Below are 25,794 nucleotides of genomic sequence, written 5' to 3' on the forward strand. Positions count from 1 at the left end.
CAGAATCCGCTAATATCATCCCTTCCCTCGCATAAGGAAATGCAATGCCCGCAACCGTAGACCAAGCCCAACCAGGCATTCTCGCAGCACTCTCGCCACTCGGCCGTTCACTCACATTTCGCCTTAATGGTCAAAATCCGCAAGCAGCGCTGAGCCGGCTGCGTGAAGTATTTGCGGCTGACTGGGGTGTCGTCGGCCTCGGTGCGCCGTTAGTCCAGGCACTGGACCAGCACGTCGCCGGCCTGCGGCCGTTTCCGGCGCTTGAAGGACACGGCTGCGCGGCGCCGTCGACGCAGCAAGCCATGTGGATCCTGCTGCGCGGCAGCGACCGCAGCAGCCTGTTCGAACGCACCGCGCAACTGGTCGAACTGCTGAGTGAAGCTCTGGTGCTGGAAGACGCGCTGGATACCTTCCGTTACCGCGACAACCGCGATCTGACCGGTTACGAAGACGGCACCGAAAACCCCAAGGACGCCGCCGCCATTGCCGCCGCGCTGGTGGCGGAAGGCGTCGGCCGCCAGGGCTCCAGTTTTGTTGCGGTACAACGCTGGATTCATGACTTGCCACGCTTCCGCGCTTTCCCCGTAGAACAGCGCGACGCCAGCATCGGCCGCCAGATCGCCGACAACGAAGAAATCGAGGACGCACCCGAATCGGCTCACGCCAAGCGTGCGGCGCAGGAAAGTTTTACGCCCGAGGCTTACATGGTGCGCCACTCCATGCCGTGGGATAACGGCCAGCAGCAAGGCACGGAATTCATCGCTTACGGCGAATCCAGCGACCGTTTCGAAAACGTCTTGCGCCGCATGCTGGGCCTCGAAGACGGTATCGTCGACGCCCTGTTCAGCTTTTCTCGCCCGGTCACCGGCGGCTATTACTGGTGCCCGCCGCTACAGGGCGGCCGCCTCGATCTGCGCAGCATCGGCATCTAAGCCAACGTGACCGCCATCCAGCTTTCATTACCTGCCGCGCGCGCCTTGCAACTGGCGGCGCAAGGCTTGCTCAATCCGCCGCGCAAAAAAGCCGTCAAGCATGACGTGCTGGCTACGATCCGGCAAATGGGCGTATTGCAAATCGACACCATCCATGTGGTGGCGCGCAGCCCCTACCTGGTGTTGTGGAGCCGGCTCGGCAGCTATCAGCAGAGCTGGCTGGATGAATTGCTGGAGGAGCGCCAGCTGTTCGAGTACTGGGCGCACGAAGCCAGTTTCTTGCCGATCGAGGATTACGGTTTGTACCGGCACCGCATGATCGATCCCGGCTCGATGGGCTGGAAATATTCCGCCAAATGGATGGAGGAGCATCGCGACACCATAGAGCAACTGGTGCAGCATATCCACCAGCACGGCCCGGTACGCTCGGCCGATTTCAAGCGCACCGACGGCAAAGGCGGTGGTTGGTGGGAGTGGAAACCTGAGAAACGCTCGCTCGAAGTCCTATTCACCGCTGGCCGCCTGATGATCGCCAAGCGCCGTAATTTTCATCGGATTTACGATCTCGCCGAGCGTATCTTGCCGGATTGGGATGACGCCCGCATGCCCTCTACCGCCGACACCCAGCGCACGCTGCTGCTGAAGGCGGTACAAGCGCTGGGGGTGGCAAAATCGAGCTGGATCGGCGATTACTTCCGCACCGCCAAGAGCCGTCCCAAACCCGATCCCGAGACCCTGGTCGAGGATGGCAGCCTGCTGCGCGCCACGGTCGACGGCTGGCAGCAGCCGGTATACATTCATCCGGCCCATCGTGAACTGGCGCTGGCCGCAGCCGACGGTTCCTTAAAACCCACCACCACCAGCCTGCTCTCGCCCTTCGATCCACTAGTATGGGACCGCAAGCGCGCACTGGAACTATTCGATTTCGATTACCGGCTGGAATGCTATACGCCCGAGGCCAAGCGCAACTACGGTTATTTCACGCTGCCGATCCTGCATCGCGGCGCGCTGGTCGGGCGGCTGGACGCCAAGGCCCACCGCAGCCAAGGCGTGTTTCAAGTCAAGGCTCTGTATCTGGAGCCCGGCGCCCGCACCAGTCAACGATTTGTGACCGAACTGGCCGCAACCTTGCAGCGTTTCGCTGCATGGCATGGCACGCCGCAGGTGGCGCTTGAGCTATGCACGCCACGCAGCTTTCGGAGCATGCTGAAAGCGGCGTTGGCTTGATTTATTTCTAGCAGCCTGTCGGACTTAGGGGATCGAAGCGAAAAAATAGCTGAGCGAGGGCAGATTTTGCCGGGTTCGCAGTGTCAATAGCTAGCTATTGACCAAGAAACCGGTGAAATATGGACCGCTCAGCTATTTTTGCAGCCGATCATCCCTAAGTCCGACAGGCTGCTAGGACCTGTTAACCCGCCTTCAGCAGATTTTTGTTGGTGCCGATGCCAAACACGCGTGGCCGCCCGATGCCGTACCCCTGGGCAAAATCGACGCCAATCTCAGTCAGAATACCGATAGTCCGCTCATTGACGGCAAATTCGGCAATCGTTTTCTTCCCCATCAAATGCCCGATCTTGTTGATTGCCTCGACCATTGCATAATCGGTCGGGCTATTCAACATGTCTTTGACAAAACCGCCATCGATCTTGATGAAATCTACCGGCAGATTCTTCAGGTAGGCAAACGACGACATGCCGGCGCCGAAATCGTCAAGCGCAAAACGGTAGCCCACGCTCCTTAATTCCTGGATGAAGTGCGCGGCTTTGGTAAAATTGGCGATCGCGCTGGTCTCGGTGATTTCAAAACAGATGATTTGCGGCGCTATACCGTATTTCACATGCTGTTCCAGCAAGAAATTGAGGAAATTGCTGTCGCCTATGCTGGTGCCGGACAGGTTGATAGCGCAAGTCTGGATTTCCAGACCGCGCCCTTGTTCATGCATTTTCGCCAGCGTGGCAAATACCGTAGAAACCACCCAGCGATCGATAGCCGGCATCAGGTTGTAGCGCTCGGCGGCGGGAATGAACACCATCGGCAGCACCAGGTTATCGTCCTTATCAAGCATGCGCAGAAGGATCTCAAAATGCGCGCCGTGGCTGGCAGGCTTGCCCAAGGCGACAATCTCTTGCGAGAACAGGCAGAAGCGTTCATGGGTGAGCGCTTCATTGATACGGGTAATCCACTCCATTTCGCCGTGCCGTATCGACAGTTCGCTGTCATCCAGACGGTACTCATGCACCCGGTTGCGGCCCTTTTCCTTAGCCAGGTAACAGGCGGCGTCGACCGCGCTCATGATCTGGCCCAGCGTATGCATTTCGCCCGCCATATTGATCAGGCCGATACTGACGCCAATAGTGAACGGCTTATTGTTCCAGACGAACTGAAAATCAGCCACCGCCTGCCGCAGCCCTTCGGCAATCCGCAGCGAATGTTCGACCGGACAATTTTCCAGCAAGACGCCGAATTCATCGCCGCCCAGACGGGCGATGGTGTCGGTATCGCGCAAACGCTGCTTCAATAGCACGCTGACTTGCCGGATCAGTTCATCGCCGGCGGCATGGCCGCAAGTGTCGTTGACTACCTTGAACTGGTCCAGATCCAGGTACAGTACCGCATGCTGGCGCTGCTGGTCGCGCGAAGTAATCATCGCCACCGTCAGCCGCCGCTCGAACTCGCGTCGATTGATGAGCCCTGTCAACTCATCGTGGCTGGCCTGATATGACAGTTGGGCGGCATATTCACGGTCCTTGCTGACATCATGCAAGACCAGCACGGTGCCGATGGTCTCGCCGCTCAGATTACGGATCGGTTCGGCCGATAGATTGACGGCGACCTCGCTGCCGTCGTTACACACCAGCAGCAGATTCGATGGGCTATCGGTCGGCATGTTGTTGTCGAGAATCTGATGGATCAGATCGGGAATCCGCTTGCCCGACGTTTCGCCCACCACATTCAGGATTTTTTCCAGCGGCAAACCGCGTGCCGACGCCAGCGTCCAGCGGGTCAGGATTTCTGCGGTGGGGTTCAGGTATTCCACCAGACCGTCGGTGCTGAGCGTAATCACCGCCTCGCCGATCGACTCCAGCGTCACCTGGGCCCGCTCTTTGGCGGCATACAGCTGCTCTTCGGAGCGTTTGCGGGCGGTGATATCGGTAAACGAACCGGCCATGCGCACCGGTTTGCCGGCCGCATTGCTGGTCGACTGCGCACATGAGCGCACCCAACGCAATTCGCCCGCCTTGGTGACCACCCGGAACTCGATATCGCAAGGCGAATTGTCATGCAAATGCGCGGTCAGTTTGGCCCGTACCGCATCCAGATCCGAAGGGTAGATACAGTTAAGGAACTGCAGCGGCGTCGGCTCGGGGTCTTCCAGCGCATACCCCAGCAACTCCTTCAGGCGTGGCGAATAGTAGATGTTGTCGGCCTGGATATCCCAGTCCCACAAACCGTCGTTACTACCCAGCATTGCCAGATGCAGGCGTTCCTCGCTGATCTTCAGTGCTTTTTCGAAGCGGTCGCTCTTGATCAGGATATAGCGTGAAATCCAGCTGCCGAAAATCATCAGTGCGATGGCGATCGTCAGCGTCGCCAGCAATAGCAAGCGCTGAACCTCGCGTGACGATTCTCCCAGGCTGGCGGAGAAACGCAGCTCCAGCGGCGTCAATTGAGCATCTATCTCGCGGATGCGGGAGAGGCTGGCGGCCAGCGTCAGCGGATTCGGATTGCCGGCGGCAATCGCCGCATGCAAACGCTCGGCTTCCGCACTTAATTCCTGGATCAGTTGATCGCCGATCTTCCAGTTGGAGAGCGGCTCTTGCAGCAGGCTGAAATTCTTGTAGTTACGATACAGGCTGATGATGCCGTTTATATCGTCGGGGTGATTGCCACCTTCGATAAAGGCCTGGCGCACCAGTTGCAGATCCGGATCAGGTTTATCCAGCTCCGTCCTGGCCATCTGATCGCCCAGCGGCACAGCCAGCGATTGCAGGACTTTCTGGTAATCGGCGTCGGTTTGTGTGATCGCATATTGATTCAGGTGGAACACCGCCTCCTTCTGCGCTTTCGACCACAGGCTCTCGCCGCCGACAAAAGCCCGCACTGAAGACAGGATATTCATGCTGAACGCCAGCATCCCTACCATCAAGGCCACAATCGCCAGGAAAGGGAAGATCACCTTGATCCAGCGCACTCCGCTATCCAGAGTAAAAAAGTTTTTCAATTGCTGCATTACAAAACCTCGCTGATGAATTTGCACCGTCAGATTGCATAGTCAAAAAGCTTTAGCGGAATTGCAGAAAATTGCGAAAAACAACACTACTTGAAACCGGGCCCGAATAGCCTCATCATACGGCCAATATTTTCCAATTTGCAAGTTTACTGCTGGAAATAAAAGAATGCGTTGCTTACCTCGGCGTAAACATCAGGAAACGACGGAAAACCTCTCAAAACGACGGCTGGCGACGACCGCTATGGTGCAAAAAACCGTCGCCTGGCGTCCTGCTCGGCGCTTGGCAGATTGATTCGCAGATTTTGTCCATACCGGCATATTCGCTCAGTACAAAAATTGGCCGATCGTTACCTATATCAGCCGTGCTACCATCGACGGTTTGCCGTCCCTCACTTGATTCATCATTCATGACCCAGTCTTTGCTCGTCGATAACGTAGCTACCCGCAGCTTTCCTACTCACCCGGACATTCTGCACGGACCGGCCCAGCCGGAACTGATACGCAACGAGGTGCTTGCCGATCTGCTCGAGGCCAGCGCCGCGCGCGTGCCGGATCAGATCGCCATGATTTTTGGCGAGCGCCAGCTAAGTTATCGAGAACTCAACCATCGCGCCGACCAGGTGGCTTCGCGCCTGATCGCCACCGGCGTCGGGCCGGGCCAGATCATCGGCTTGTGGCTGCCGCGCGGCATCGACCTGTTGATCATGCAAGCCGGCATCGCCAAAACCGGCGCTGCCTGGCTGCCGCTGGACGCCGACACACCGGTAGAGCGCATCGCGGTTTGCCTGGAAGACGCGCAGGCGCCTGGCATTGTCAGTTGCCAGCAATTCGCCTCACGCCTGAGGTTGGGACTAGGACTGGAAGCGGGCCATCTTGCATGCCAGATCTGGACCGCCGAGCAGTTGCTCGCCGCCGACGACGCCAGCACGCCGCTGCAACGCCGCCAAAACGTCCAGCGCAGCGATCCGGCCTATGTGATCTACACCTCCGGCTCGACCGGCAAGCCGAAAGGCATCGCCATCACCCAAGGCGCCATCTGCCATTTCCTGCGCAGTGAAAACGCGGTATTGGGAGTCAGCGCCAGCGATCGCGTCTATCAGGGCTTTTCAGTGGCCTTCGACATGTCGTTCGAAGAAATCTGGATCAGTTACCTGGCCGGCGCTACGCTTTGGATCGCCCCCAAGGAACTGGCCTCCGATCCGGAAGCCTTGCCGCTGGCGCTGGCCGCACACGGCGTTACCGTTTTGCATGCGGTGCCGACCCTGCTGGCGCTGTTCAATCAAGATGTACCGAGCTTGCGCATCATCAATCTGGGCGGCGAAATGTGCCCTGAGGCGCTGGTCAGCCGCTGGGCAAAACCGGAATCCGGCCGGCATATCTTCAACACCTACGGTCCGACCGAGGCGACGGTATCGGCCAGCCTGGCAGAACTGCACGCCAATGAAACGGTAACCATCGGCCGCCCCTTGCCTAATTACGGCTTGCTGGTGATTAATCCGGCTGTCGAAAACGGCTTGATCCTGCTGCCGCGCGGCGAAGTGGGCGAATTGTGCATCACCGGCCCCGGCGTCGCCGAAGGTTATCTGGGGCGCCCGGAGCTGACGGCCGAGAAATTCCTGGGCAACCCCTGGTCCAGCGGCAGCCATGACCGTCGCTTGTACCGCACCGGCGACCTGGCCCGGATCGAAGCCGACGGCCGGGTCCAATGCCTCGGCCGTACCGACGATCAGGTAAAGATCCGCGGCTTTCGGGTCGAGCTGGGTGAAATCGAAGAAGCGCTGGCGCGTCAGCCCGGCGTCGGCACCGTGGCGGTAGTGTTGCGCCAGGAAGACGGCATCGACCAGTTGATCGCTTTCATCGTGCCGGAGAGTGGCTCTGAAGTTGCCCCTGCGGTTCTGCGCAACGCCCTGGCTGAACGGCTGCCGCCCTATATGGTGCCCGGTTTCTTTGAACCGATGCAGGAAATGCCGCGCCTGACTTCCGGCAAAATCGACCGCAAGGCGCTCAAAGCCCGCCCCCTGGCCGCCGTCAGCGCAGGCAACGCCGGCCTCGATTCGGATCACCCCGAGACGCCGGCCGAAGTAGCCCTGTTTGCTGCGCTTAATAAACTTTTCCCCGGCCAGCCTATCCAGCGCAGCGCCGATTTTTTCAACGATCTCGGCGGCCATTCGCTGTTCGCGGCAAAACTCGCCTCCGCTCTGCGCGCCAATCCCGATTTCGCCCATGTGACGGTGCGCGACATTTACATGAATCGCACTGTCGGTCGCATCGCTGAGGTGCTGGCGCAAGCGCCGGTCACCGGCATCGGGGTCGATACCAGCTGGGCCGCGCCGTCTGATCTGAAACGCTGGCTGTGCGGCGCTGCGCAAGCAGCGGCCGTGCCCTGGCTGGTGGCGATGCGCATGATGCAGTGGCTGGCGCCGTTTTTCACTTACCATTTCTTCACCGGCGATCCAGGCGACTCTATCGCCCTCGCCATCGCGGTGTCGGTCGGCGTGTTCTTGCTGGCCACCTTGTTCGAATTCGCAATTGCGATCGCCGCCAAATGGCTGATCGCGGGACGCCTGAAAGCCGGCCGCTACCCGCTCTGGGGCCTCACCTATTACCGCTGGTGGCTGGCGGATCGCCTGATCGAGGCGGCGCCGGCTTATCTGCTTAGCGGTTCAACGCTGTATAGCTGGTGGCTAAGAGCGCTCGGCGCCCGCATCGGCTCCGAAGTCATCATCGGCTCGATGATCCTGCGCGCGCACGACCTGCTCACCATCGAGGATGGCGTCAGCATTGGCAATGCCGTGAATTTTGAAAACGCCCGGGTCGAACATGGCCAGCTGGTGCTGGGGCCGATCACACTGCAACGGGAAAGCTGCATCGGTTCTTACGTCGTCATGGAGGGCAATACCGGTGTCGGCGCTTTCGGCCATGTGGAAGGCCAAACCGCCCTCAGCGAAGGCCAGACCGTGCCGGCCGGCCGCATCTGGACCGGCTCGCCGGCGCGCGACGCTGGCGCCTTCGACAAAAACTCGAAACCGCCGCGGCCGCCGGTGACACGCAGGCGTCAGCTGGGCGAGTCGGTATTTTTCCTGTTCGGCGCCCTGCTGATCACCACCTTGTTCTTCATGCCGGTGTTTCCGAGTTTCATCCTGATCGACTGGCTCGACGATACCGATAGTTTCCCTTGGCTGCGAAGTAACGGCAATGTAGCGTTCCAATTGTCCAAATATTTCGTCATGGCCTTCCCTGCCACGGCCGTGCTGATTGTCTGTACCGCCCTGCTCTCGGCCGGCATCCGCTGGAGCCTGCTGCCGCGCATGCGGGCGGGCAGCTGGCCGGTGCGCAGCAATATTTATTGCAGCAAATGGCTGGTCAACCAGATCCAGGAATCCAGCCTGAGCGTCTTGCATGGCGTCTACGCCACCGTCTACGCGCCCTACTGGTACCGCCTGCTGGGCGCCAAGATAGGCCGTCACGCCGAAATTTCGACAGCACTGGGCGTGGTGCCTGACATGCTGACCCTGGGCGACGATACCTTTATCGCCGATGCGGTATTGCTGGGCGACGAACAGATCGACGGCGGCTGGATCACCATGAAGCCAACCGTGATTTCACGCCGCAGTTTTGTCGGCAATGGCGCTTACGTGCCTGACGGCAGCATCCTGCCGGAAAACGTCTTGATCGGCGTCCATTCGCGGACGCCGGAAAACGGCCGCATGCAACCAGGCGACACCTGGCTCGGCTCGCCGCCGATCAACCTGCCGGCGCGCGAACAGACCAGCGGTTTCCCGGAACACCTGACGTTCCGCCCATCGCGCCGACGCCGCCTGGGCCGTGCGCTGGTGGAAGGTTTCCGCATCGTCTCGCCGCATGCAATTGTGATTGCGGTCGGTTATACCGTGGTGCTGAACCTGATGCCGCTGGCCGGCGCCGGCCAGTGGGGCGAAGTGATTTCCTTGCTGACCACTGCCGGCCTGTTGTACGGCATCGGCACCTTCATCTTTATCGCCGCCTTGAAATGGCTGCTGATCGGCCGCTACAAGAAATGCAGCGTACCGATGTGGACCCCGTTCGTCTGGCTTTCGGAAGGCGTCACCAACCTGTATGAAGGGATTGCGATACCGAACTTCATGAACTACCTGCGCGGCACTCCGTGGCTGCCGCTGGCCTTCAATCTGCTTGGCTGCAACATCGGCCGCGGCGTGTACATGAATACCACCGACATTACCGAGTTCGATTGCGTCACCATCGGCGCCTACAGCGAACTCAACGCCCAGGCTTGCCCGCAAACCCATTTGTTCGAAGACCGGGTCATGAAGATCGATCACGTCAACATCGGCAGCCGGGTCTATATGGGGCCGCGCAGCTTCGTGCTGTACGGTGCGACGGTCAGCGATAACGCCAAGCTGGGCGCACTGACGCTGGTCATGAAAGGCGAATCGATTCCAGCTGGAACCAACTGGCGCGGCTGCCCGGCGGCGCCGGCAAAGGACTGATTGCCCTTGGGGGGCAATCCAGGTTTGTTATTGTTTTTGCATGCGCCATCCTGATGAGCGCATGCAAAAAAATTCCTCTGGAAAAGAAAAAAACCGCATAAACATTGATGTTTATGCGGTTTCTCTGTACTGCCATTTTTATTTCCAACACCAGTTACCTGGTGCCCACGGAGGGACTCGAACCCCCACACCTTGCGGCACATGGACCTGAACCATGCGCGTCTACCAATTCCGCCACGTGGGCCGTAATGCGAAGCCCCGTAAGGCTCACTGCAATTCCGAAGACAGGATAATACGTGCAATTGATAGCTTCAGTCAATCGGAGTTTGCAATTTTATGCAATTAATTGCTAGGCCACGCTATGCCACATTGTGCACGCCGCAAATCAGCAAGCAATCAGCTCTGCAACATCCATTCGTGCGCGGGATCGTTCTTGAAATGCCATTCGCGCTTGGGGCCGGCCATCACATTCAGGTAGTAGTTATCGTAACCATGCGGTGCCACTACCGGGTGATAACCTCTGGGCACCATCACCACATCGTGATTCTCCACCGCCATCGATTCGTCCAGCGCACGGTCGTCGGTATACACCCGCTGGAAAGCAAAACCTTGCGGCGGATTGAGGCGATGATAATAAGTCTCCTCAAGAAAACTCTCTTGCGGCAAATTATCGGTGTCGTGTTTATGCGGCGGGTAGCTCGATGAATGGCCGCCGGGCGTCACCACCTCTACCACCAGCAAATGATCGGCCGGCTCGGTTTGCGGCAGGATATCGCAGACGTAACGGGTATTGCTGCCCTGCCCGCGCACCGAGCGCTTAGCCATTCCCGGCTCGATCAGACGCGCGCTCAGATCGCCATGGCCGGGCGCGCTGCAGACCGCAATTTCAGCATCGCCATGCGCGCTGATGGTGACTGCATGGTGGTGCGGCACATACACGGCATATGGCGAGCTCGGTTCAAACACACTTTGCCGCTCGCCGATTTCTTTCCATGCATGATCGCCGGCCTCCACGCTGACCACGCCACGCAGCACCACGATGCACACTTCCCGCTCAGCCGTATCGAAGCGGATCCGTTCAGCCGAGGCCAGGCGATAGGCGGAAAAACCGACAAAGCGCCAGCCGGCCGATTGCGGCGTGACGCTGACAATTTCGCGCCCTTGCGCCTGTCCCTTGACCAGTAACCTCATGCTGCCTCCTTGTCGTTGCCAGCCTCGATCGCCCGCACCAGGCCGGCCAGATGGCGATAGCCCATTTCAGCATATTGATAACTCGGCGCGACAGCCGGGTCTTGCTCCGCTTCGACCACCAGCCAACCGGCGTAACCATGCCGGTGCAGCAGCCGCAGCAGGCCATCGAAATCGATCGCGCCGTCACCCGGCACGGTAAAGGCGCCGTTGATGACCGCTTGCAGGAAGCTCCAGTTGCCATTGCGCGCCATCTTTACCACTGCCGGCCGCACATCCTTGCAATGGACATGACAAACACGTTTGATATGCTGTTCCAGCACCGCCAAAGGGTCGCCGCCGGCAAACGTAATGTGGCCGCTATCGAACAGCAAGCCGACTTCGTCACCGCTCAAGGCCATCAAACGCTCGACATCGACCGGCGTTTCGACATAGGCGCCCATGTGATGGTGGTATGCCAGGCGCACGCCGTGCGATAAAGTGAAGCGCGCGAACGCGCTCAGCTTGTCGGCGTATTGCTGCCATTCCTCATCGTTGAGAAAGCGCGGGCGTTTGTACAAGGGATCCGGCCGGCCCTGGATCGCGTTGGCGACTTCGCCGTACACCATGACCTTGGAACCGTTTTCCGCCAGCAGCCGCAGATGTGGCCCAACCGCAGCAATTTCATCCGCCACCGAGCCTGTCGCCAGGCGGCCGGAATACCAGCCCGAGACACATTCCAGCTGATACTTGCCAAGCACGGCAGCCAGCGCCGCCGGCTCCTTGGGAAACTTGTTACCCAGCTCGAAGCCGCGATAACCGATCTGCGCCCCTTCCGCCAGCGCCACTTCCAGCGGCGTCTCGCCGCCCAGCGACGGCAGGTCGTCATTCATCCAGGAGATCGGATTAATGCCGATTTTTACGTTAAATGTCATGGGTCTCTCTCGCTAGGTTCACATCTTTATATTCAAATTTTTTGACTGCGGCGCGCTTGCTCGTACTCGGCTCTCGCGGCTTGCACCTGCTGCCGCTGCGACACTTCCGGCACCGCCACTTCCCACCAGCAGCCGCCGTCCTCGGTGGTACGCGTGGGATCGGTGTCGATGCACACCAGATAGGTGCGATCGGCAGCGCGCGCCCTTTGCAATGCGGCTTCCAACTGCGGGATGGTCTTGACGTTTTCCGCCAGCGCCCCAAGCGATTTTGCATGCGCGGCAAAATCGATGGCCGGCGCGCCCAGCGGCCCTTGCAGGCAATCTTCCAGCATGTTGTTGAACGGTGCGCCGCCGCAAGCCTGTTGCAAGCGATTGATGCAACCGTAGCCGCGGTTGTCCAGCACCACAATGATCAATTTCCGATCCAGCATCACCGAAGTGGCGATTTCCGAATTCATCATCAGGTAGCTGCCGTCGCCCACCATCACGATCACGTCGCGGTCCGGCTGCGCCATCTTGACGCCGAGGCCGCCGGCTATCTCGTAGCCCATGCACGAATAACCATACTCGACGTGATAACCGCCGGGGGTCGAGGTGCGCCATAGTTTGTGCAACTCTGCCGGCAAGGTGCCGGCAGCGCAGACCACGATGTCATGCACGGTCGAATCGATGCTGGAGCGCTGCACCGCGCCGATCACTTCGCCGTCGTACGGGAGCGCCGGCGCCGCACGATTTTCAACTGAGTCACGTTGCCCGGTGATCTTGTCGACCGTAGCACGCCAGGCGTTGGCCTGTTCCAGCGCCAGCGCATGCCAGGCAGTGCTGGCGCGCCAGTCTTGTAAACCTTGCGACAAGGCTGCCAGCCCCAGACGGGCGTCGGACAGCATCGGCGTGGCCTGCCATTTGATGGCGTCGACCGGATTGACATTGATGCTCAACAGTTTGGCCTGGCCGAATAGCGAGTGCGAACCGGTCGTAAAATCCTGCAGCCGCGTGCCTACTGCAATCACCACATCCGCCTTTTGCGCCAAGGCATTGGCGGCCGGCGAACCGGTCACGCCGAGCGCGCCCAACTGCAAGGGATGACGCCAGGCCAAGGCGCTTTTGCCGGCCTGGGTTTCGGCTACCGGCACGGAATGTCTTTCTGCGAAATGGCGCAGCGCTTCGGTCGCCTCGCCATACAGCACGCCGCCACCGGCCACGATCAGCGGCTGGCGGGCATTCTTCAGCAATTCCAGCGCGGCCTGCAGTTCATCGGCCGCCGGCCCTTGGGCGCGGAATTTGACGGTTTGCGGCGCAAAAAAATCGGCTGGATAGTCGTAGGCCATGGTTTGCACGTCTTGCGGCAGGGCCAAGGTCACCGGGCCGCATTGGGCAGCATCGGTCAACACCTGGATCGCACGCGGCAGCGCCGTCAGCAACTGCTCAGGATAGTAGATGCGGTCAAAATAACGCGACAGAGGTTTGAACGCATCGTTGGCGGAAACCCCGCCGTCCTGGAAATTCTCCACCTGCTGCAACACCGGATCGGGACGCCGCGAGACGAAGATATCGCCCGGCAGCAGTAGCACCGGCAAGCGGTTCACATGGGCCAGCGCGGCGGCGGTCAACAGATTGGTGGCGCCCGGCCCGATCGAACTGGTGACGGCCATCATGCGCCGCCGCATATGGGTTTTGGCATAGGCGATTGCCGCGTGCGCCATGGCTTGCTCGTTATGCGCACGATAAGTCGGCAATTGCTCCCGATGTTGATACAGGGCCTCGCCCAGGCCAGCCACATTGCCATGACCGAAGATGGAGAAAACGCCGCCAAACAGCGGCGCAACGCCATCCGCCGTATCAACTCGCAACGCGGCCAGATAGCGCACCAGCGCTTGCGCCATGGTCAAACGTATGGTTTTTCCGGCTACGCTCATGCTGCACGCTCCGCTGTCTTGGGTAGCTCTTCGCTACGGCTGGCTCGCCAGACGCCGATCAACTGTTCGAAAGTTGCCCGTACTTGCCGGATCAGGGTGGCGTCGTCTATCTGCCCTTGCATCCAGAGTTTGGCCGGCTCATGGAAAATCGTCCGGCCTACCATGAAACCACGGCAAGTCTTGCTGTGACGCGAGGCGCGGAAACCGGCCGCCAGTTCTTCCACCGGCGCCGCCAGGCCCAGCAGGACGACGCCGCGGCAATAGGGATCGCGCTCGGCAATCAGGCGGTCGATCGCATCCCACTGTTGGGCCGACATCGATTCCAGCTTCCACCATTCAGGATAGATTCCCAGGTTGTACAAGCGCTTGATGCCGCGCAACACGGAGTCGTCGGCCTTCGGCAAATCTTTGGGCGGGATAATTTCCAGCAGCAATTCGTGGCCGCTGACTTGCACCGCGTTATATAAGCCCCGAATCTGCGCTTCCTGTTCCAGGCGCTTTTCGACCGCATCGTCCGGATGAAACTGCACCAGGCATTTGACCACATGCTCCTTGGGCCAGCTCAACAGATGCGAGCCGATCGAGCGGCCATAGTCGAATTCGAGCGGATTCGAGAGCGGCAATTCCACTGCATGGCCGACCCACCAGCCGCGTCCGGTGGCGGCATTCAAGGCATCCTGACCATAGCGGTCATCGGACAGAATGCCGATTTTTCCTTGCAATCCCAGCGCCTGTTCGGTGGCTGCCACAGCCTGCACCAGCAACTGCTTGAGTTGCGGCAAACGGGCTTCGCCGATGCTGCCGCCGCCAAATTCGCGCGCCAGCTCGAAGAACTGGTTGCGGTGATCAAAGGCAAATACATTCACCTCATCCCAACTCTTGCGCGGCGCCGTGACTCGGTGCAACCGCTGTAGATGGGCATCCTGGTCCGGCCGCTGCATGCGTTCGGTGTTATCCAGGAAATATGCCAGCTCGACCGGCGTCGGCATCGCTGGCGCACAAGCGTGGCGCGACACCACCAAGGCGCCGCAAGCATTGGCGTAGCGGCAGCAGCTTTCATCGTCTTCGCCGTTCAGCCAGCCTTTCAGGAATCCCGACAGGAAGGCGTCGCCTGCACCCAGCACATTGAGTACTTCGACTTGCACGCCTTTGTAATTGAAGCCCTCATCCAGCGATGCAGGAATCGCGCCATGGATCACGGCACAGCCCAGCGGCCCGCGCTTGACCACCAGCGTCGCCTGGCTGACTGCACGCACCGCTTGCAGCGAAGCGATGATGTCCTGGCCGCCGCCGGCAATCATGAACTCTTCTTCTGTGCCAACCACCAGATCGAATTTCGGCAGGATCCCCTGTAAATGCGCTGTCACGCCATGATTTGCAATAAAGCGCGTCTCGCCGTCACCTTTTTGCGTCAGCCCCCACAGCACCGGCCGGTAATCAATGTCCAGCACCGTGCGAACGTTATTGCGACGCGCATACTCCAGCGCCAGACTGCTGCTGCGATGCACTTGCTCCGTGGAGAAATGGGTGCCGGTAATCAGCAGCGCCTTGCTGGAGGTGATGAAAGCCTCGTCGATATCTTCTTCGGCCAGCGCCATGTCGGCGCAATTCTCACGATAAAAAATCAAGGGAAAAGTGTCTTTATCCTTCAGCCCCAGCATCACCAGCGCGGTCAAGCGCTCCGGATCGATCTTGATCTGGCTGACATCGCAACCTTCCGCCGCCAGCGCCGCCGTCAGGAACTGGCCGTTATGTTCATTGCCGACCCGCGCCAGCATCGCCGATTTCAATCCCAGCCTGGCGCAGCCGAAAGCGATATTCGCGGAAGACCCGCCCAGATACTTGGCAAAGCTGCTGACATCCGCCAGCGGCGCGCCGATCTGCTGCGCGTACAGGTCCACCGCGAGACGGCCGATGCAAACCACATCAAGCTTGCGGCCAGGTGCGAAGGTGTTGTTAACTTGTTGCATGAGTGTGATCCTTAACTTGGATTCAGATGTAAGCCTAAACCTGTATGCCCTCTAACTGGCTCATCAGCGTTTGCATTTCTGCACCGCCCGCCATCATGTCCAGCACTTCGTCCTTGGTGACGTTATCTTTGGTGAAAGTACCCATCGATTTGCCGCGATTGAGCAAGGTGAAGGAATCACCGATCGGATAGGCGTGATGCACATTGTGGGTAATGAAAATCACCGAGATGCCGCGCTCGCGCGCCTTGTGGATCAGCTTCAGCACATTGAACGATTGCTTGACGCCCAGCGCTGCAGTCGGCTCATCGAGGATCAGGACGCGGGCGCCGAAGTGAATCGCGCGAGCAATCGCCAGGCATTGTTTTTCACCGCCGGACATGGTGCCGATGGCATGATGCGGATCGCGCACCATGATGCCCATTTCGGCCAGCTTGGCACGCGCGGTTTCGGCCGCATAGTCGATATCCATCACGGTGATGCCGAACACTTTCTTGGTCGGCTCGCGGCCCATGAAGAAATTGCGCGCCACCGACAGCAACGGCACCAGGGCCAGATCCTGGTAGACGGTGGCGACGCCGACATCCAGCGCCTCTTTCGGCGAATTGAAAGAGACCGGTTTACCGTCGACCAGATACTGCCCTTCGGACGGTTTATGCACCCCCGCCAGCGTCTTGATCAAGGTCGATTTGCCGGCGCCGTTATCACCCAGCAGGCAATGCACCTCGCCTTTTTTCAGGCGCAAGGTGACGTTTTGCAAGGCAATCACCGAACCGAAATACTTGCTGACGTTTTCCAAAGCCAGAATAATGTCACTCATGATTACCTCGCCTCCGTCACACGGCGACGGACATAATTGTTGAACAACACCGCCACCAGCAGCATCACGCCGAGGAACACGCGGAACCAGTCGGAATTCAGATTGGTATAAGTGATGCCGATCTGCACCACGCCGAAGATCAAGGCGCCGAAGCAGGCGCCGATCACCGAACCATAACCGCCAGTCAGCAAGGCGCCGCCGATCACGGCTGCGATGATGGCTTCGAATTCTTTCTGCAAACCACGGTCGGCCGCCGCTGAGCCGACGTCGGCCACCTGCAGCACGGCAAACAGGCTGGCGCAGAAAGCGGTAAACACGAACAGCGTAATCTTGACTCTTTTCACCGGTACGCCGACATTCTTGGCGGCGTTGGCGTCGCCGCCAACGGCGAAGATCCAGTTGCCGAAACGGGTACGCGCCAGGACAAAACTTGCGCCCAGCGCCAGCACCAGCCACCAGACGATGACCTTGGGGATGCCGGCAATCAGCGGCTGGCCGTTGGCCATGGTGGCGATCCAGCCGTGGCTGGCCATCCAGTGGAACAGTCCGCTGCCAAGATTGCCGGTGAACAGCCAGCTGCCGAGCCAGTCATGCGCAGCGAGGTCGCCGACGCCGCTGACGATGGTGCGGTTGGCGAACATGATCGACAGCGCCAGCGTCAAGCCGCGCAAGATGAACATGAAGGCCAGCGTCACGATGAAGGATGGCAGCCTGGTCTTGACCACCAGATAACCGTTGAGCCAGCCCAGGGCCATAGAGCCGGCAAAGGCAAACATCACCGCCAGCCAGAACGGCCAGTGAAAATAGACGGTAGGAATCGCCACCATCATGCCGGCAAAACCGATCATCGAGCCGATCGACAAATCGAATTCACCCGCAATCATCAATACGCAGGCGCCGATCGAGATCAGACCCAGGTAGGCGGCCACCTGCATCCAGTTGATCACGCCATCCAGGTTGAACATGCCGGAATCGCCGGCGGCAATACCGAATACGATAAACACCAGGATCACGCCTGCCAGCGAGGCAAATTCCGGGCGCCCGAGGAAATGTTTCAAGGAGCCTTCCTTGCGCACTCGCTCGTCTTTCGGGGCACTACTTTGCTGCGCCGGGCGGCTGCCGTCGGCAGCTAACTTGTCAGCGTGCACACTGCTTGAATTCATGACTCTGTCTCCTGCTATGTTGGCCGTAATCGAGTTCATTAGCGAACCTCAGACTGGCCGCTTTATAAAGTGTAGCGCTGGGTGTAGCGCCAGGGTCTAGCGTATTTGTGCGGGCGTAAGCCGGCCTGGGAGAATCGTCTCCCCTGGTTTTCAACTTGCCGGCTGCCGGCAGCAACCTTACGCGTCGTTGCCGGCGGCCGTGGAATGTAAAGAAAAGCGATCGATCAGCGATATTGACCAGCGTATTTCAACACTTTATCGAGATTGTCCTTGGTAATGTAGCCAGGGCCGGAGCTGATATGGCGCGGACCGTAGCTCGGCGCCAGGCCATATTCGGCCAGCCGCGCCTGGAACTTCGGATTGGCTTTCAGCTTGGCCTGGATGGTGGCAATGTCGGTGGTTTTGTTTTGCGCCATGATGGCCAGCACCGCCACCGGGATATAACCTTGCAAATAGGGTTGCTGGTCAATCGCAAACTGCACCGAACCGTCCTTGATACCCTTGGAAATCTCTTCGGACAGATCGAAAGTGGCGAACCACATCTTGCCTTTCAAGCCCATTTTTTGCAGCGCACGCAGGCTTGGCGAAGCGGAATCGGGACCGAGCGCCAGCACCGCCTGGGTGCCGGGATTGTTGCGCAAATAAGCGCTGACCTTGCTTTCGATGCCAGTCGGATCCTGGCCCGCATCCAGCGTTGATTTTTTATAATCGACGCCGATAGCATCAGCAAAACCGCGGCAGCGTTCGAAGGAAGACGGGTTGGTGGCGTAGTGATTGACACACAGGAAAGACTTGATGCCCGCCGCCTTGGCTTTTTCGCCGGCGCCCTTGCCTGCATCGTATTCCGGCTGGCCGACATGCATGACCGCGCCCAATTCTTCACTTTGCTGCTGGGTGCCGGAATTGATGGTGACTAGCGGGATCTTCTTGGCGGTGACGTTTTCCATAGCTTTTTTCAGCACGCTGAAATCGGCAATGCTGGCGATCACACCGTCGTAATGACGGGCTGCGGCCTGCTCGATCAAGCGTGACATGTCGGCCAGGTCGCCATTCGGCGGGTTGCGGTAATCGACCGTGACGTTGAAATCCTCGCCGGCCTGCTTGATCGCATTCTTGATGGTGTTCCACCAGGAATCGGAATCCGGTGCGTGGCTGATCAAAACAAATTTCTCATTCGCTGCATAACTGCTGTTCATGGCGCCAAAGCTCATCGCCAATGCCGCCACCATCAAGGCCCTGCCCAGGCCCTTGCATCTGAGTCGTTGCATAGTTATCTCCGTTGTTGTTTTATCCACTAGCCTTTGGGCTGATCGCCCGGATCCGATAGCGTCATCGGTATTAAACAATAGAACAAGCTCACCCGATATGCAACGTTTTTTTCAATTAACTTTTATTTAGAATTTTATTTTCAAGTTTTGCATTCGCCACATAATATTTCTTTATAATTGCTTCACGACATATACAAGACATATACGAGAAAGAGCGCCATGGCAAATACGCCGACTGTCGACCAGTTGATGCTGCAGATCGCGGAACAATACGCAACGCTTTCGCGCCAGTTGAAGATTATTGCCACTTACGTAGAACAGCATCGCAGCAGCCTGATGCTGGAACGGATCAGCGACATCGCCGAGCACTGCAATGTGCAACCGTCAGCCATTGTCCGTTTTGCCAAGCAATTCGGTTTCAGCGGCTTTAGCGAAATGCAGGCGGTTTTCCGCGACGCGTATACGGCGCAGGCGATACCTTCGCAAAACTACCAGCAACGCATCCGCAAGCTGATTGACGCCAAACAGACGCCGCTGACCAGCGGCTCAATGGCGCGCGAGTTCATCGACGCCAGCCGCAGCGGCCTGGATGAATTATTGAACGGCATGGACGACATGCAATTTGAAGCGGCGGTCAAACTGCTGCAGAAGGCGGAAAATATTTACGTGATCGGCGTGCGCCGCTCTTTCCCTATCGCCAGTTATATCGTGTATGCCTTGCAGCACACGAATAAGCGGGTGCACCTGCTGTCTGGCCTGGGCGGCATGTTCCGCGAGCAGATCCGCAGCATCGGCAAAAACGATGTGGTGATCGCCATCAGCTTTACACCTTATGGCAAGGAGACCCAGGCTTGCGTGCGCCTGGCGCATCTGCATCAGGCAAAATCGCTGATTATTACTGATAGCCAGTTGAGCCCCTTGGCCAAGCATGCGTCGGTATTGTTGACCGTAAAGGAAGGCAGCGCGTTTGCTTTCCGGTCGCTGACCAATGCCATGTGTTTGTGCCAGGCGCTGTTTATTGCCTTGGCTTACAAGCTGGAGTTGAACGTGGAGGAAACCAGCGCGATTGATGGCTATGATGAGTGAGCTGAAATCGGTGAGCTGAAATCGGCGAGCGGCAATCGCCGAACAGGTACTTCTATAGCAAAACCGGCTGTTTCGACAGTAACGACTCGCGCAAGGCGATGCCGATGCGGGTCGCCTCGGTAGCGTCTTCCAGGGTTAGCTCCAGCTTGCGCTGCTGGCGTATCGCATCCACAAAAGTGCTGACTTCGGTCAGGAAGGCGTCTTCGAAACGCTCGAAGAAACTCGGCAGGCATTCGTTGCGGACACCGTGGGCGTCGGCAATTTCCAGGCGGTTCTTGCGCGGGTTGCGGCCGACCGTCAAGCGCCCCGCCGTGCCGGTGATTTCCGTCATGGTGTCATGCCCGTGCGGCATGGTGCGCGAGGCGTAGAAGGTGGCTATCTTGCCATTCTCGAATTCGCAGATGGCGACGCCGTTGTCGACATCTTGAAACTGCTCTAAATCCTGGTGGATGGCGCGAGCGCCGCTGGCGTAGACCCGCAGCGGCCGTGGATTGCCGAGCAGCCAGCGCGCCAGATCGATGTCGTGCACGCTGCAATCGAGGAATATGCCGCCGCTGGTGGCGGCGAATTTGACGAAGAAACCGTCCGGATCATATTGGTCGCATGTCTGCGAATACACCATGAACGGCGAGCCGATTGCGCCTTGCTGGATTTTTTTATAGGCGTCCTGATAACTGGCGTCGAAGCGGCGCACAAAACCTATCATCACCTTCAGTTGCGGATGGCGCGCCGCCTCGACACTGACGCGGCGGCAATCTTCCAGATCCAGCGATAAGGGCTTTTCGCAAAACACATGTTTACCGGCTTGCAGAGCCTGGATGATCTGCTGCGGATGCAGGGATGTCGGTGTCACCAGGAATACCGCATCCAGCCCGTCATGGGCTAGCAAGGCCTCGTAATCGGCATACAGATGCGGTACCTGAAGCGCGTCGCGCGCCCATTCCAGCTCTGCCGGCAGCGGACTGCAGGCTGCCACCAGTTCAGCGCCGGCGACCCGCGACGCAAGGTTTTCCGCGTGACGCCGCCCTAACCTTCCGAGGCCGACGATCCCGACTTTCAGGGTTGCTGCGCGGGTTGGAGAGTGGTTCATTTGGCTCCTCATTTGGATACTCATTTGCCTAACTCGATAGTGCGGTTTTCACGCCATGACAGGGTTGCCGCCTCGGCCAGCTCCAAGGCTTTGACGCCGTCTTCAATCGTAGTACGCACTGCAACCTGGTTGACGACGGCATCAAAGAAATGGGCGATCTCGCCTGCATAGGCAGCGCGATAACGCTCCAGGAAGAAATGTTCCGGCTTGTCCTGGCTGACGCTGTGCCCGGTCGCTGCGATCACTTCAGTCGGTTTGTGATTTCCCGCCTGTAGCATGCCTTTGCTGCCCAATACTTCAAACCGTTGATCGTAGCCATAGGCGGCGCGACGGCTGGTGTTGATCTGGCACAGGCGGCCGCGCCGGCTGCGGATGGTGACCGCGGCGCAATCGATGTCGCCGGCTGCGGCGATCGCCGGATCGGTCAGGCAGCTGCCGGTGGCGGAGATGCTGACCGCCTCGTCATCCAGTATCCAGCGGAAAATATCGAAATCATGAATCAGCATGTCCTTGAAAATGCCGCCTGAGCTTTTGATATAGGACACCGGCGGCGCGCCGGGATCGCGGCTGGTGACGATCAGCATTTCGGGATCGCCGATTTCACCGGCAGCCAGACGCATCTTGAGCGCAGCGAAGGTCGGATCGAAGCGCCGTTGGAAACCGATCATGCAAGTCACTCCGGCATCGGCAACCGCGCGGGCGCATGCCTTGGCGCGCTCCAGCGTGAGATCGACCGGCTTTTCGCAAAAGATCGCCTTGCCGGCTGCCGCCGCCCGCATGATCAGGTCGGCGTGGGTATCGGTGCTGGAGGCGATCAGTACAGCGCCGATGCTCGGATCGGCCAAGGCGCTATCGATATCCATCACTTGTGCGCCATGCTGGGCAGCCAGCTCTTGCGCGGCTTGCGGATTGACGTCGCTGACATATTTCAGATTGGCGCCCGCTTGCAGCACCAGATTGCCCGCATGGATCTTGCCGATACGACCGGCGCCGAATACTGCGACATTGATCATGTTTAGTCTCCGTTTTACTGTCTGTGTGTCGTTGGTTTTACTATCGCTTTCTGCCATTGTAGGCACGAATCCAGAAAATAGAAACAATTTTTCGTTTATTTTATTAATCGAATATTTTTTGCATGACAGTCAAGCAAACTCGGCTGTCATGCCCCCACAGGGATTAACGCAAGCGCAACTTGTAACGCGCAGCAAGTGTGGCAATCACGCTCAACAACGCCCCGCCGATCACATAGAAAGTCACCGCCAGCTTGTTTTCGGTTACTGCGATCAGCCAGGTGATCGTCATGCCGGCGAAACCGCCGAAAATCATCACGGCGATGTTGTAGCTCAAGGACATGCCGGTGCCTCTGGTCTGGACCGGGAAGATGTCGGACAACAGCGCCGGCATCGATGCGAAATACATGGTCATCAGGAGACCGATGACGCCTTGCACCAGCAACAGGTTGATGAAGCTCGGGTTGAACGATAGCCAGGAAAACAGCGGGTAAGTCAGCAGGACAAACAACACGCTGCTGCACAACATGAACGGCGTGCGGCCATATTTGTCGGACAACTGGCCGACCAATGGCGAGAACAGCAGCATGATCACGCCGGCCAGGATGGTAGCGCTGAACGATGCGGTCGAACTCATGCCTAGTTGTTTGACCGCGTAGGTCGGCATGTAGACCACCAGGTACACCGACACGGTGGCCATGATGACACTGCCGGCACCGATCAGCAGGCGCATTTTCTGGGTGGTCATGATGTCGCGCAGCGGCGTACCGGTAGCGTCGGCCTGGGCGAATTCAGGCGACTCTTCCAGGTTCTTGCGGATGTAGTAGCCGGCAGGTCCGATCAGCAAGCCAAAGAAAAACGGCAGGCGCCAGCCCCAGGATTCCAGTTGATCGGTGGAGAGTTGCGACGACAGGAGCGCGCCGGCCAGCGCTGCCAGCACAATACTCAAGCCTTGGCTGGCAACCTGCCAGCTGGAAAAAAATCCCCGTCGATGCGGCGCATGTTCGACCAGGAATGCAGTCGAGCTGCCGAATTCACCGCCTGCGGAAAAGCCTTGCAGCAAGCGCGCCAGGACGATGCCAGCCGGCGCCCACAGGCCGATTTGCGCATAGGTCGGCATGATGGCGATCAGTAATGTGCCGATCATCATCAGCAGGATCGATAGCGTCAAGGCGGATTTGCGGCCGACACGATCAGAATAGGCGCCGATGACAATCGCCCCCAATGGACGCATGAAAAACGAAACACCGAAGGTGGCAAAGGTAATCAACAGCGACACGGTCTGGTTCGCGGTTGGGAAAAACAGCTTGGCGATGGTGACCGCCATGGCGCTGTACAGCAGGACATCGAACCATTCCAGTGCATTGCCGATCGACGATGAAATGACAGCGCGCCAGGTTTGCGGGTGCTGTTCGAATGCTGCAGCAGTGCTGCTGACTGTGGTGTTGCCAATTACCGTGCCGCTGATTGCGGAGCTGTCGATTGCCGTGCTGCTCATAGTTGAATCCCCTTATATGGTCTGACTACCGTGTCTATCCCGGATGCTGTTTTTTTTGAGCCGACTATTGTTCTTGAATTGGTTTCCCCCTCCCTCTTTTTTCGCCTGCATGCGCGCAGAATTCCAACTGGATCAGTCTGAAACAATAACGCAGAGTGCCGGCTCTTGCAGCGTTTCCGCAAAACGAAAAAAAACCTCGCTGTAAACAACGAGGTTTTCCAACGAGGCTTTCTTGCGAAGCGTGTTCGATTATCTCGATACGCCCTTTCTGCTCCATGCTTCCAGCTGATGCGGACGCAGGCTGTCGTACTCTTCGAACGGCTGATGAATCCACGGATTGGTAGGCAGGTAATCGACGTAAAAATCCGGCTTGAGCGACGAGCAGGCTTTCCACCAGATCACCGCCGACTTTACCTCGGTCACCGGTTCATAGTTTTCTTTCAGGTGATGCAAAACCTTATCCAGCGTGACGCCGGAATCGACCAGATCATCGACCACCAGAACCCGGCCGGACAAGGCGCCGCGGCTCATGGTGATGTGCTTGCCGATGTCGAGTTCGCTGCGTGTGGTGCCGGCGTCTTCGCGGTAAGAGCTGGTCGACAGGATCGCCAGCGGCACATCGAAAATACGCGAAAACACGTCGCCCGGACGCAAGCCGCCACGCGCCAGGCACAAGACCTGGTCAAACTGCCAGCCGGAGGCATGTACGTTCAATACCAGTTTTTCGATTATGCGGTGATACTCTTCCCACGAGACCCACAGGTCTTTGTCATCTGATTTGTTCATATTGCTCTTATTTTGCAATTATTTAAATGGGTGGCGCAATACGATCGTTTCTTCACGGTCTGGGCCGGTCGAAACCATATCGATAGGCACGCCTACCAATTCTTCGATACGTTTGATATAGGCACGGGCGGCGGCCGGCAAGGCGTCCATCGATTTGGCGCCAACCGTGGATTCGCTCCAGCCCGGCATTTCTTCATAGATAGGCTGGCACAGTGCAGCTTCTTCAGCGCCGACCGGGAAGATATCGACAGTCTTGCCGTTGAGCGTGTAACCGGTGCACAGCTTCAGCGAAGCCAGGCCGTCCAGCACGTCCAGCTTGGTCAGGCACATGCCGGAGACGCCATTGATCTGCACCGAACGCTTCAGCAGCGCTGCATCGAACCAGCCGCAACGACGGGCGCGACCGGTGACAGTGCCGAATTCATGGCCAACGCTGGCCAGATGCTTGCCGACGCCTTGATCGGTAGGCAGTTCGGACGGGAACGGACCGGAGCCGACGCGGGTGGTGTAAGCCTTGGTGATGCCCAGGATGTAGTGCAGCATGTTGGGGCCGACACCGCTGCCGGCAGCAGCATTGCCCGCCACACAGTTGCTTGATGTGACGAACGGATAAGTGCCGTGGTCAACGTCCAGCAAGCTGCCCTGCGCACCTTCGAACAACAGGCTGGCGCCGTTGTTGTAGGCAGCGTACAGATCGCTCGACACATCGGCCACCATCGGCCGCAGGCGCTCCACGGTTGCCAAGGCGTCGTCCAGCGTCTTTTGATAATCGACAGCCGGCGCCTTCAAGTAATTGGTCAGGACAAAATTATGGTATTCCAGATTGGCTTGCAGCTTTTCCGCAAAACGCTTCTCGTTAAGCAGGTCGGCCACGCGAATCGCGCGACGGGCAACCTTGTCTTCGTACGCCGGGCCAATGCCTTTGCCGGTGGTGCCGATCTTGGCGTCGCCGCGCGCCGCTTCACGCGCCGCATCGAGTGCGGTGTGGTAAGGCAGGATGATCGGGCAGGCTTCGGAAATTTTCAGGCGCGATGCGACTTCGACTCCGGCAGCCTGCAACTTATCGATCTCGCGCAGCAGATCGGGCACCGACAACACGACGCCGTTGCCGATATAGCAAGCCACGCCGGGCCGCATGATGCCGGACGGGATCAGCTGCAATGCAGTCTTGTGACCGCCGATGACCAATGTATGGCCAGCGTTATGGCCGCCCTGAAAACGCACAACTGCCTGTGCGTGATCGGTAAGCCAATCGACGATCTTGCCTTTTCCTTCGTCGCCCCATTGGGTGCCAATGACAACGACGTTTTTTGCGGTGCTTTTCTGTAACATCACTTAGTCCAAATTTTTGATAATCCAGTTTCCATTTTCGAGTACAACCGCGCGGTCGCAATCGAACTCGTCTTGATCGTTTTCATGACCGGGCAGACTCTGGATC

At 58.6% G+C, this 25,794-nt stretch carries 17 protein-coding genes, 1 tRNA gene and 1 pseudogene; 4 read left to right on the forward strand and 15 right to left on the reverse strand.

What is annotated here, in order from left to right; translation table 11 throughout:
* Positions 1-44: 44 nt before the first annotated feature.
* Both VNZ60_RS19195 and VNZ60_RS19200 read left to right on the forward strand, forming a co-directional pair.
* Entirely contained in the window at positions 45-932 is an 888-nt protein-coding gene (locus tag VNZ60_RS19195) for a Dyp-type peroxidase (protein ID WP_325661967.1), read from the forward strand.
* A 6-nt stretch (positions 933-938) separates the two neighbouring features.
* Positions 939-2,159: a winged helix-turn-helix domain-containing protein gene (locus VNZ60_RS19200; RefSeq protein ID WP_325661969.1), complete on the forward strand. Its 1,221-nt coding sequence runs from the start codon at positions 939-941 to the stop codon at positions 2,157-2,159.
* Positions 2,160-2,340: 181 nt separating this feature from the next.
* Here VNZ60_RS19200 and VNZ60_RS19205 read toward each other — a convergent pair whose 3' ends face one another.
* Positions 2,341-5,163 carry an EAL domain-containing protein gene (locus VNZ60_RS19205; protein WP_325661971.1) on the reverse strand — a complete coding sequence of 941 codons (2,823 nt, stop codon included), beginning with the start codon at positions 5,161-5,163 and terminating at the stop codon, positions 2,341-2,343.
* 407 nt (positions 5,164-5,570) lie between these two features.
* On the opposite strand from VNZ60_RS19205, the gene VNZ60_RS19210 reads away from it, so the two are divergent.
* The gene (locus VNZ60_RS19210; protein ID WP_325661973.1) at positions 5,571-9,650 is read left to right on the forward strand and encodes a Pls/PosA family non-ribosomal peptide synthetase; all 4,080 of its coding nucleotides are present in this window, start codon (positions 5,571-5,573) and stop codon (positions 9,648-9,650) included.
* A gap of 159 nt (positions 9,651-9,809) precedes the next feature.
* On the opposite strand, the gene VNZ60_RS19215 is transcribed toward VNZ60_RS19210, so the two are convergent.
* The 8 genes from VNZ60_RS19215 to VNZ60_RS19250 form a co-directional block, all read right to left on the reverse strand.
* A tRNA-Leu gene (locus VNZ60_RS19215) sits at positions 9,810-9,894 on the reverse strand.
* 152 nt (positions 9,895-10,046) lie between these two features.
* Entirely contained in the window at positions 10,047-10,841 is a 795-nt protein-coding gene (iolB, locus tag VNZ60_RS19220) for a 5-deoxy-glucuronate isomerase (RefSeq protein ID WP_325661975.1), read from the reverse strand.
* A complete protein-coding gene (gene iolE / locus VNZ60_RS19225) occupies positions 10,838-11,752 on the reverse strand; it encodes a myo-inosose-2 dehydratase (RefSeq protein ID WP_325661977.1) in 915 nt (304 codons plus the stop codon). The genes iolB and iolE overlap by 4 nt, the downstream gene beginning before the upstream one ends.
* A 32-nt stretch (positions 11,753-11,784) precedes the next feature.
* On the reverse strand, positions 11,785-13,668 hold the full coding sequence (gene iolD, locus VNZ60_RS19230; protein ID WP_325661979.1) for a 3D-(3,5/4)-trihydroxycyclohexane-1,2-dione acylhydrolase (decyclizing): 1,884 nt from the start codon (positions 13,666-13,668) through the stop codon (positions 11,785-11,787).
* Entirely contained in the window at positions 13,665-15,638 is a 1,974-nt protein-coding gene (locus VNZ60_RS19235; protein ID WP_325661981.1) for a bifunctional 5-dehydro-2-deoxygluconokinase/5-dehydro-2-deoxyphosphogluconate aldolase, read from the reverse strand. Before VNZ60_RS19235 ends, iolD begins: the two co-directional genes overlap by 4 nt.
* 34 nt (positions 15,639-15,672) lie before the next feature.
* Entirely contained in the window at positions 15,673-16,455 is a 783-nt protein-coding gene (locus VNZ60_RS19240) for an ATP-binding cassette domain-containing protein (protein ID WP_325661984.1), read from the reverse strand.
* Positions 16,456-16,457: 2 nt separating this feature from the next.
* Entirely contained in the window at positions 16,458-17,618 is a 1,161-nt protein-coding gene (locus tag VNZ60_RS19245) for an ABC transporter permease (protein WP_325661986.1), read from the reverse strand.
* 224 nt (positions 17,619-17,842) lie between these two features.
* Complete coding sequence (locus tag VNZ60_RS19250; protein WP_325661988.1) at positions 17,843-18,886, reverse strand: sugar ABC transporter substrate-binding protein; 1,044 nt, start codon at positions 18,884-18,886, stop codon at positions 17,843-17,845.
* A gap of 219 nt (positions 18,887-19,105) precedes the next feature.
* Here VNZ60_RS19250 and VNZ60_RS19255 point away from each other — a divergent pair, with 219 nt between their 5' ends.
* Positions 19,106-19,972: a MurR/RpiR family transcriptional regulator gene (locus tag VNZ60_RS19255; protein ID WP_325661990.1), complete on the forward strand. Its 867-nt coding sequence runs from the start codon at positions 19,106-19,108 to the stop codon at positions 19,970-19,972.
* Positions 19,973-20,024: 52 nt separating this feature from the next.
* On the opposite strand, the gene VNZ60_RS19260 is transcribed toward VNZ60_RS19255, so the two are convergent.
* The 6 genes and pseudogenes from VNZ60_RS19260 to VNZ60_RS25350 form a co-directional block, all read right to left on the reverse strand.
* The gene (locus VNZ60_RS19260; RefSeq protein WP_325661992.1) at positions 20,025-21,062 is read right to left on the reverse strand and encodes a Gfo/Idh/MocA family oxidoreductase; all 1,038 of its coding nucleotides are present in this window, start codon (positions 21,060-21,062) and stop codon (positions 20,025-20,027) included.
* Between the two features lie 20 nt (positions 21,063-21,082).
* A complete protein-coding gene (gene iolG / locus VNZ60_RS19265) occupies positions 21,083-22,075 on the reverse strand; it encodes an inositol 2-dehydrogenase (RefSeq protein ID WP_325661994.1) in 993 nt (330 codons plus the stop codon).
* Positions 22,076-22,238: 163 nt separating this feature from the next.
* Positions 22,239-23,570 carry an MFS transporter gene (locus VNZ60_RS19270; RefSeq protein WP_325661996.1) on the reverse strand — a complete coding sequence of 444 codons (1,332 nt, stop codon included), beginning with the start codon at positions 23,568-23,570 and terminating at the stop codon, positions 22,239-22,241.
* A gap of 249 nt (positions 23,571-23,819) precedes the next feature.
* Complete coding sequence (locus VNZ60_RS19275; RefSeq protein ID WP_325661998.1) at positions 23,820-24,356, reverse strand: phosphoribosyltransferase; 537 nt, start codon at positions 24,354-24,356, stop codon at positions 23,820-23,822.
* Positions 24,357-24,374: 18 nt separating this feature from the next.
* Positions 24,375-25,688, reverse strand: coding sequence for an adenylosuccinate synthase (locus VNZ60_RS19280; RefSeq protein WP_325662000.1), 1,314 nt, complete (start codon positions 25,686-25,688; stop codon positions 24,375-24,377).
* Positions 25,689-25,691: 3 nt separating this feature from the next.
* A pseudogene (locus VNZ60_RS25350) lies at positions 25,692-25,794 on the reverse strand (ATP phosphoribosyltransferase regulatory subunit); the annotation flags it as partial.

The sequence above is a fragment of the Collimonas sp. genome (assembly GCF_035566375.1).
Taxonomy (GTDB): domain Bacteria; phylum Pseudomonadota; class Gammaproteobacteria; order Burkholderiales; family Burkholderiaceae_D; genus Collimonas.

Excerpts from the sequence above, each read along its gene's own strand:
- VNZ60_RS19195 (WP_325661967.1), top strand. The coding sequence starts at position 45 with ATGCCCGCAACCGTAGACCAAGCCCAACCAGGCATTCTCGCAGCACTC.
- VNZ60_RS19205 (WP_325661971.1), bottom strand. The coding sequence starts at position 5,163 with ATGCAGCAATTGAAAAACTTTTTTACTCTGGATAGCGGAGTGCGCTGG.
- VNZ60_RS19210 (WP_325661973.1), top strand. The coding sequence starts at position 5,571 with ATGACCCAGTCTTTGCTCGTCGATAACGTAGCTACCCGCAGCTTTCCT.
- iolB (WP_325661975.1), bottom strand. The coding sequence starts at position 10,841 with ATGAGGTTACTGGTCAAGGGACAGGCGCAAGGGCGCGAAATTGTCAGC.
- iolE (WP_325661977.1), bottom strand. The coding sequence starts at position 11,752 with ATGACATTTAACGTAAAAATCGGCATTAATCCGATCTCCTGGATGAAT.
- iolD (WP_325661979.1), bottom strand. The coding sequence starts at position 13,668 with ATGAGCGTAGCCGGAAAAACCATACGTTTGACCATGGCGCAAGCGCTG.
- VNZ60_RS19235 (WP_325661981.1), bottom strand. The coding sequence starts at position 15,638 with ATGCAACAAGTTAACAACACCTTCGCACCTGGCCGCAAGCTTGATGTG.
- VNZ60_RS19240 (WP_325661984.1), bottom strand. The coding sequence starts at position 16,455 with ATGAGTGACATTATTCTGGCTTTGGAAAACGTCAGCAAGTATTTCGGT.
- VNZ60_RS19245 (WP_325661986.1), bottom strand. The coding sequence starts at position 17,618 with ATGAATTCAAGCAGTGTGCACGCTGACAAGTTAGCTGCCGACGGCAGC.
- VNZ60_RS19250 (WP_325661988.1), bottom strand. The coding sequence starts at position 18,886 with ATGCAACGACTCAGATGCAAGGGCCTGGGCAGGGCCTTGATGGTGGCG.
- VNZ60_RS19255 (WP_325661990.1), top strand. The coding sequence starts at position 19,106 with ATGGCAAATACGCCGACTGTCGACCAGTTGATGCTGCAGATCGCGGAA.
- VNZ60_RS19260 (WP_325661992.1), bottom strand. The coding sequence starts at position 21,062 with ATGAACCACTCTCCAACCCGCGCAGCAACCCTGAAAGTCGGGATCGTC.
- iolG (WP_325661994.1), bottom strand. The coding sequence starts at position 22,075 with ATGATCAATGTCGCAGTATTCGGCGCCGGTCGTATCGGCAAGATCCAT.
- VNZ60_RS19270 (WP_325661996.1), bottom strand. The coding sequence starts at position 23,570 with ATGAGCAGCACGGCAATCGACAGCTCCGCAATCAGCGGCACGGTAATT.
- VNZ60_RS19275 (WP_325661998.1), bottom strand. The coding sequence starts at position 24,356 with ATGAACAAATCAGATGACAAAGACCTGTGGGTCTCGTGGGAAGAGTAT.
- VNZ60_RS19280 (WP_325662000.1), bottom strand. The coding sequence starts at position 25,688 with ATGTTACAGAAAAGCACCGCAAAAAACGTCGTTGTCATTGGCACCCAA.